This is a genomic window from Streptomyces sp. NPDC048196, assembly GCF_040652715.1.
Lineage (GTDB): Bacteria > Actinomycetota > Actinomycetes > Streptomycetales > Streptomycetaceae > Streptomyces > Streptomyces siderophoricus.
Genome location: NZ_JBEZMM010000036.1, coordinates 74,580 through 82,102, shown reverse-complemented (window position 1 = coordinate 82,102; position 7,523 = coordinate 74,580). Strand labels below are relative to the sequence as shown.

Annotated in this window: 6 protein-coding genes; 4 read left to right on the top strand and 2 right to left on the bottom strand. The window is 72.6% G+C overall.

Annotated features, from left to right (window positions below):
• Positions 1-601: 601 nt before the first annotated feature.
• Positions 602-1,639 carry a LacI family DNA-binding transcriptional regulator gene (locus tag AB0E02_RS28300; RefSeq protein ID WP_362144026.1) on the bottom strand — a complete coding sequence of 346 codons (1,038 nt, stop codon included), beginning with the start codon at positions 1,637-1,639 and terminating at the stop codon, positions 602-604.
• Between the two features lie 454 nt (positions 1,640-2,093).
• Here AB0E02_RS28300 and AB0E02_RS28295 point away from each other — a divergent pair, with 454 nt between their 5' ends.
• From AB0E02_RS28295 to AB0E02_RS28280, 4 genes are all read left to right on the top strand, one after another.
• On the top strand, positions 2,094-3,062 hold the full coding sequence (locus tag AB0E02_RS28295) for an amidohydrolase (protein WP_362144023.1): 969 nt from the start codon (positions 2,094-2,096) through the stop codon (positions 3,060-3,062).
• Positions 3,059-3,637, top strand: a complete 579-nt coding sequence (locus AB0E02_RS28290; protein ID WP_362144020.1) for a cysteine dioxygenase family protein — start codon at positions 3,059-3,061, stop codon at positions 3,635-3,637. The genes AB0E02_RS28295 and AB0E02_RS28290 overlap by 4 nt, the downstream gene beginning before the upstream one ends.
• Positions 3,638-3,782: 145 nt before the next feature.
• Entirely contained in the window at positions 3,783-5,204 is a 1,422-nt protein-coding gene (locus AB0E02_RS28285) for a cytosine permease (protein ID WP_362144018.1), read from the top strand.
• Positions 5,205-5,244: 40 nt separating this feature from the next.
• Positions 5,245-5,670: a hypothetical protein gene (locus tag AB0E02_RS28280; protein WP_362144017.1), complete on the top strand. Its 426-nt coding sequence runs from the start codon at positions 5,245-5,247 to the stop codon at positions 5,668-5,670.
• Between the two features lie 326 nt (positions 5,671-5,996).
• Here the strand turns inward: AB0E02_RS28280 and AB0E02_RS28275 are convergent, their stop codons facing one another.
• Positions 5,997-7,385, bottom strand: a complete 1,389-nt coding sequence (locus tag AB0E02_RS28275) for a cystathionine beta-synthase (protein WP_351534816.1) — start codon at positions 7,383-7,385, stop codon at positions 5,997-5,999.
• Between the last annotated feature and the right edge of the window lie 138 nt (positions 7,386-7,523).

The window sequence follows — 7,523 nt, the reverse complement described above, 5'->3', positions numbered from 1 at the left end:
GCCGGTTGTGTGGACTGCTGACGCTTTACGTCCACACAACCGGCCCCTCCGGCCCGTCCCCTCCCGTTGAGGGATGGGAAGAAGGCGGGTGGGGGCGGGCGTTGGGGATACAAGGGGCCCTTGGGACCCGTAGGGGTCGGTCGAACAGAACCCGTAAGGGTCACGAAGGCCCCCTGCGGGGCCACAACTCGGCGCACCGGGCGAGCTATTCCCACTGACCCGCAACACCAGGTGCATCCTCCACAACGCGCGCCCCCACCCACCCGCACACTCCCCCAACGGGAGGGGACAGGCCGGAGGGGCCTTGTTCGTGGACGTAAAGCGACAGCAGTCCACGAACAAGGCCCCGCAGGCCAGTCACCGCACCCAACAACAACCCAGCCCGCCGCAGGCGCAACGGCCAGACGCCCCGCGGCGGGACAGACGAGTACGTGCGCGGCGCCGCAAAGCGCACAACGGCGACCAAGCCCCGCGGCGGGACAACCAGGTACGTGCGGGGGCGCCGCAAAGCACAACGACGAGCAACCCCCACGGCGGGACAGCCAAGTACGTGGGCGGAAAACCAAGCGCGCAACGGCGAGCCCCGCGGCGGGAGAGACGGCTACGTGGGGCGAGTCGCCGAACCCCGTTCGGCAAGGCGCGGGGCGCACAGGATGCGCTTTCGGCGGACGCGGCGGCCCTCTATCGCCGCGACCGCCAGGCGGGCGGCCTCCTTGGCGATTTCGCCGAGGCCCCAGTCGACGGTGGTCAGCGGTGGGGTGAGGACGCGGGAGACCGGGTGGTCGTCGAAGCCGACGACGGACAGGTCCCGGCCGACGGTCAGTCCGGCCTCGGCGGCGGCCGCGTAGACGCCGTAGGCGATGGAGTCGGAGAAGCAGAAGACCGCGGCGGGCGGCGGGAGCGCGCCGGCCGGGCGGCGGCCGTCGGGGGTGTTGGTGAGCACCCGCCGGGCCACCGCGGTCGCCTCGCCCAGTTCCTGGGGGCAGGGCAGGACCTGGGCGTCGATACCGAGGCGGTCGGCGGCCTCGCGGACGTAGACGTCGGCGGGGCGGTCGGGGGTGGAGGGGCCGGTGGGGGTGAGGACGGTGACCTGGCGGTGGCCCAGGCCGCGGAGGTAGTCCAGGACCGCGTCGATGCCGGCGCGGTTGTCGAAGAGCACCTCGCCCGCCGTACGGGCCCGGCTCAGCGCGTCTCCGATGGAGACCACCGGCACCGCCTCGGCGATCGCCGCCCAGCCCTCGGCCGAGGGGTCGACCGGCGAGACCAGCAGACCGTCCACCCGCTGGTCGCGCAGTTGCTTGGCGAGGACCAGTTCCCGCTCGGGGTCGCCACCGGCGTCGAGGATCAGCGCATAGCGGTCGCCGGCCAGCAGTTCGCGCCCTATGGCGGCCATCAGCTGCTGCTGCCAGAGGTCCTGGAGGTCGCCGGCGAGCACCCCGACGGTGCTCGTGCGGCCGCTGGCGAGGGCGCGGGCGATCGGGTCGGCCTCGTAACCGAGTTCGGCGGCGGCCTTGCGCACCCGCTCCTCGGTCTCCTTGGAGACGTGCTTGCCGCGCAGTGCGTAGGAGACGGCTGCGGTGGAGAGTCCGGTGGCCTCGGCCACCTCGCGGAGGGTGGTGCGTTTGTTGGGCCTGGCCATGCCGGAAGCCTACCCAAGGCGGGCGGGTCGGCCGGGCCCCAAGGCCACACGCCCGGAGGGGCCCACGGCCCCACGCCCGGACGGACCCCGCCGCCCCACGCCCGGACGGGCCCCGCCCCACGCCCCGACGGGCCCCGCCCCACGCCCCGACGGCGTCCGCGCCCTGACGGCGCCCAAGCCCTGACGGCGCCCGCGGACCGGGCGTGGGGCCGGTGGGTCCCCGGGCAGCGCTCCGGGCTCCAGCCTCCGGGCCCCGGGCTCCAGGCCCGGGCTCCAACCCCCGGGCCCCAGGCCCCAAGCTCCAACCCCCGGTCTCCAGCCTCCGCGCTCCAGGCCTCGCCCTCCAGACCCCGCGCTCCAGCGCCAGGACCTTGACACCCCACGCAGTTAAGCGCTTCACTTAAACGCATCAGTTAATCGGTTAAGTGAAGCGGTTGAGGAGGCTCCGGCCACCGTGCCCACCGATGTCCATCAGCACCTCTGGCCGCCCGCGTTCGTGGCGTTGCTGCGGGAGCGCGGTGCGCCGCCGCGGCTGGACGGCTGGACGCTGGAGCTGCCCGGTGAGCCGCCGTATCCCGTCGATCCGGCCGACCACGACATCGCGGCCCGGGTCCGGCTCGCCCGGGCGGACGGGCTGGACCGGGCGCTGGTCTCGCTCTCCAGTCCGCTCGGCATCGAATACCTGCCGCCCGAGGAGGCCGCACCGCTGCTCGCCGCGTTCCACGAGGGGGCGCTGGCGCTGCCCGCCCCCTTCGGCGTCTGGGCCTCGGTCCGCCTCGCCGTGCCCGAACCGGACACCGAGGGGCTCCGCCGCGAGCTGCGGCGCGGCTGTGTGGGCCTCCAACTGCCCGCCACCGCCCTGCTCGACGCCGCCGGCTGGGCCCGCTGCGCGCCGCTGCTGGACGTCCTCGCCGCGCTGGACAAGCCGCTGTTCGTGCACCCCGGCGCGGCCCCGCCCGCCGAGGGCGCGGCGCCCGCCTGGTGGCCGGCGCTGGTCCCGTACGTCCAGCAGATGCACGCCTCCTGGTTCGCGTTCCGGGCCTTCGGCCGGCCGCGCCACCCGGGGCTGCGGGTCTGCTTCGCGGCGCTGGCGGGTCTGGCGCCGCTGCACGGGGAGCGGCTGGTGGCGCGGGGCGGGGGCGGGGAGCGGGGCCGGGTGGACCCCGACGCGTTCTACGAGACGTCCTCGTACGGGACCCGGGCGGTGGATGCGCTGGTACGGGCCGTCGGCATCGACGTCGTCGTCAGCGGCAGCGACCGCCCCTACGCCCGTCCCGTCGTCCGCCACCACCCTCCACGGGAAGGGCTGCGCGCTGCACCCCTCGACATGATCCCCGACCTCGGTGCCGAGGCCGCCGTGCATGCCCTGCGCACCGTCAATCCGGCCCGTCTGCTGGGCCCGTCGAAAGGAGTCCGACCATGACGCACGCCGCCTCCCGGACCGAGGCCTCCGCCATGGCTGCCGCCGGTCCGGTCGTGGACGCCGGGCAGCCGTTCGCCGCGCTGCCCGAGCGCAATCTCGGGAAGCGTGAACTGCGGGCGCTGGTCGATGAGTTGGCGGACCGTCCGGACCTGTGGCGCGGGCAGGTCGCGTTCTCCGACGCCGAGCGGCACTACGCGTCGCTGTACCGCGACGAGTTCGTCGACGTCTGGCTGCTGTGCTGGACCCGGCAGAACGACACCGGCTGGCACGACCACGACCTCTCCTCCGGTGCCGTCCGGGTCGTGCAGGGGGTGCTGACCGAGTCCAATCCGCGGATCGGCGGGGAGCATGTGGCCACCGCCGTAGGCGCCGGGTCGTCGTTCTGCTTCGGTCCGGACCATATCCACCGGCTCACCGGGGCGACCGATGACGCGGTGTCGGTGCATGCCTATTCGCCGCCGTTGTGGCGGCTGGGCCAGTACGACATCACCGAGGACGGGGTGATGCGCCGGGTCTCGGTGTCGTATGCGGACGAGCTGCGGCCGATGGGCGAGCCGGGGTCGCCGGTCGCGTGAGCCGTCGACCGGCCCGACCGTTCCCACCGGCTCCGTCACCGGGGATTCCGCGGATTCCGCGCTTTCCCGCTCCCACCTATTGACCTTCCATTCACCTACCCGGATCCTGCATGAATCCATACAGGCAACGACCCGGGGCGGATGCATGGCAGGTGTGGTGGAACGGCACTCGATCGACGTGGTCCCCGACGACGAACGGCACGGCAGCCCGGTCAGTCAGTTCACGCTCTGGCTGGGCGCGAACCTCCAGATCACCGCCGTGGTCACCGGCGCGCTGGCGGTCGTCTTCGGGGCGAACGCCTTCTGGGCGGTGATCGGGCTGCTGCTCGGCAACCTCCTCGGCGGGGCGGTGATGGCGCTGCACTCCGCCCAGGGCCCGCGGCTGGGTCTGCCGCAGATGATCACCTCACGGGCCCAGTTCGGGGTGCGCGGGGCGGTGGTCCCGCTGGCGCTGGTCATCGTGATGTACATCGGGTTCTTCGCCAGTGGCAGCGTGCTGGCCGGGCAGGCGGTCGGTGAGCTGACGCATCTGGGCGAGACGCCGGGGATCGTGCTGTTCGCGGCCGTCACCGCGCTCGCCGCGGCCGTCGGCTACCGCCTCATCCACGCCCTGGGGCGGATCGCCGGCCTGGTGTGCGCGCTGGCCTTCGTCTATCTGGGCGTCCGGCTCCTGCAGCGCGCCGACCTGGGCACGCTGCTGCACGACCACCGCTTCGGGCTGCCGGTGTTCCTGCTCGCCGTCTCGCTCTCGGCCTCCTGGCAGCTGGCGTTCGGCCCGTACGTCGCCGACTACTCGCGCTATCTGCCCCGGCACACCTCGGCCCGCGCCACGTTCTGGTGGACGCTGTCCGGCTCGGTGCTCGGCGCGCAGTGGTCGATGACCTTCGGTGCGCTGGCCGCCGCCGCGGCGCCGGACGCGTTCGTCGGGCACGAGGTGGGTTATGTCGTCGGCCTGGGCGGCGCCGGGCTGATCGCCTCGTTCCTGTACTTCGTCATCGCGCTCGGCAAGCTGACCATCAACGTCCTCAACACCTACGGCGGGTTCATGTCGCTGGTCACCAGCGTCAGCGGGTTCCGGGGGCAGCGGGTGCTGTCGCCGCGCGGCCGGGCCGGGTACATCGCCGGGATCATGCTGGCCGGGACGGCCGTGGCTCTCCTGGGCAAGGACTCGTTCCTGACGTCCTTCAAGGACTTCCTGCTGTTCCTGCTGACCTTCTTCACGCCCTGGTCGGCGATCAACCTCACGGACTACTACCTGATCTCCAAGGAGCGGTACGACATCGCCGCGCTCAGCGACCCGGCCGGCCGTTACGGCGCCTGGAACGCCCGGGCGCTGACCGTCTACGTCCTCGGCGTGCTCGCCCAACTCCCCTTCCTGGCCACGCACTTCTACACGGGCCCGCTGGTGGCCCCGCTCGGCGGTGCCGACGTCTCCTGGCTCGTCGGCCTCGCCGTACCGGCGGTCCTGTACGGGCTGGTCGCCCGCCGCGGCGCCGCGGCCGTCCCGCATCCCGAAGCGGCCCCGGGCGAGCAGGGGCGGCAGAGCCCGGCCGGATTCGGGGGTTAGCCCTACCGTGCCGCGTTGCGGTGGTCCGTACGCTCGCACCATGGCGACACACGACCCCGATCTGCGCAAGGAACTCGACGCGACGCTCCAGACGCGCAAGGAGCTCGGGACCGAGTACGAGGCGGAGCTGGTGGAGTCCTTCCTGGAGAAGCTGGACCACACCGTCGACCGCAGGGTGCGGCGGCAGCTCGCCGAGCAGCAGGTCCAGGTGGCGCGCGGCGGCCGCCCGCCGCGCCCCGAGGGCGGCGGACGCGGCTTCTGGGAGCGGTTCGGGGTCGCCGCCCTCTTCCTGGTGCTGGCCGTCCCGCTGACCGCGATCGGCGTGGTCAACGCCGGGATCCCGGGGCTGCTGGTGTGCTGGGCCGGCATCGTCGGCGTCAACGCCGTGCACAGCGTGGGCGTGCGGAAGCTGCTTCTGGGCGGGCGCGGGGAGCACCGTGACGGGGAGTGGGACCGAGTCCGGTAAGGGAGTTGTGGCGGGGACCGCCGCACCCCGGACGGGCCGGGGGCGGGACGACGGCGGTCCCCGCCAGGGACGCGATCCGGGTCAGGGCCGGCCGTCGCGTCCGGGTGGCGATCTGGGAGGTCCGGGAGCCGCTCCGGAGGTCCGTATCGCCGTGCACATCAATGTGCCGGACGAGTGTTAAGCCCGTGCTGCCAGCACATGACGCACACGTACACCTTGCGCCGACGGACCGTTTCCTGACGGCGACTTGACACCGCGAAGGGCACGGCGTGACGGGCACGGCGTGACGCGGCGGCCGCCACCGGGGGCGGCCGCCGCGGCCGGTGCTACTTGCCGGCCTCGCGGGCCAGGAAGGCCAGCAGGTCCTGCCGGCTGACCACGCCCTTCGGCTTGCCCTCGACGAGGACGATCGCCGCGTCGGCGCTCTCCAGGACGGCCATCAGGTCGGAGACCGACTCACCGGAGCCGACCTGCGGCAGCGGCGGGCACATGTGCTTCTCCAGCGGGTCGGTCAGCGACGCCCGCTGGGTGAACAGCGCGTCCAGCAGCTCCCGTTCGACGACGGAGCCGACGACCTCGGCGGCCATCACGTCCGGGTGGCCGGCGCCCGGCTTGACGATCGGCATCTGCGAGACGCCGTACTCGCGCAGCACGTCGATCGCCTCGCCGACGGTCTCCTCCGGGTGCATGTGGACCAGCGAGGGCAGCGCGCCCTCCTTGTGCTCCAGGACGTCGACGACCCGGGCGGCGGTGCCGCCCTCCTCCAGGAAGCCGTAGTCGGCCATCCACTCGTCGTTGAAGATCTTGGAGAGGTAGCCGCGGCCGCTGTCCGGCAGCAGGACCACGACCACGTCGTCCGGTCCGAGCCGGGAGGCGACCTCCAGCGCGGCGACCACGGCCATGCCGCAGGAGCCGCCGACCAGCAGGCCCTCCTCCTTGGCCAGCCGCCGGGTCATCTGGAAGGCGTCCTTGTCCGACACCGCGACGATCTCGTCGGCGACCGTGCGGTCGTACGCGGTCGGCCAGAAGTCCTCGCCGACGCCCTCGATCAGGTACGGGCGCCCGGAGCCGCCGCTGTACACCGAGCCCTCCGGGTCGGCGCCGATGACCTTGACCCGGCCCTCGCTGGCGTCCTTGAGGTAGCGGCCGGTGCCGCTGATCGTGCCGCCGGTGCCGACGCCCGCCACGAAGTGCGTGAGCCGGCCGTCCGTCTGGGCCCACAGTTCCGGACCGGTGGTCTCGTAGTGGGAGCGCGGGTTGTTCGGGTTGCTGTACTGGTCGGGCTTCCAGGCGCCCGGCGTCTCGCGCACCAGCCGGTCCGAGACGTTGTAGTACGAGTCCGGGTGCTCGGGGTCCACCGCGGTCGGGCAGACCACGACCTCGGCGCCGTACGCCCGCAGCACGTTGATCTTGTCCGTGGACACCTTGTCCGGGCAGACGAAGATGCACTTGTAACCCTTTTGCTGGGCCACGATCGCCAGGCCCACCCCGGTGTTCCCTGAGGTGGGCTCGACGATCGTGCCGCCCGGCTGCAGCTCACCCGACTGCTCGGCGGCCTCGATCATCCGCACGGCGATCCGGTCCTTCACCGAACCGCCGGGGTTGAAGTACTCGACCTTGGCCAGGACGGTGGCCTGGATGCCCTTGGTCACGTTGTTGAGCCGCACGAGCGGGGTGTTGCCGACGAGCTCAATCATCGAATCGTAAAACTGCACGGTGGTCTCCGCGGTCGGGGGCACGCTCTCCTGCGCCCGTGCCGCCAGCCTATTGCCCGGGTGGCGCGGAGGGAGGACGCGTTGCGTTCCGTGCGGGAACGGGCAACACCCTGTTGTAGGAGTTCTTGTCGATTCAAG

Excerpts from the sequence above, each read along its gene's own strand:
- AB0E02_RS28280 (WP_362144017.1), top strand. The coding sequence starts at position 5,245 with ATGGCGACACACGACCCCGATCTGCGCAAGGAACTCGACGCGACGCTC.
- AB0E02_RS28285 (WP_362144018.1), top strand. The coding sequence starts at position 3,783 with ATGGCAGGTGTGGTGGAACGGCACTCGATCGACGTGGTCCCCGACGAC.
- AB0E02_RS28300 (WP_362144026.1), bottom strand. The coding sequence starts at position 1,639 with ATGGCCAGGCCCAACAAACGCACCACCCTCCGCGAGGTGGCCGAGGCC.
- AB0E02_RS28290 (WP_362144020.1), top strand. The coding sequence starts at position 3,059 with ATGACGCACGCCGCCTCCCGGACCGAGGCCTCCGCCATGGCTGCCGCC.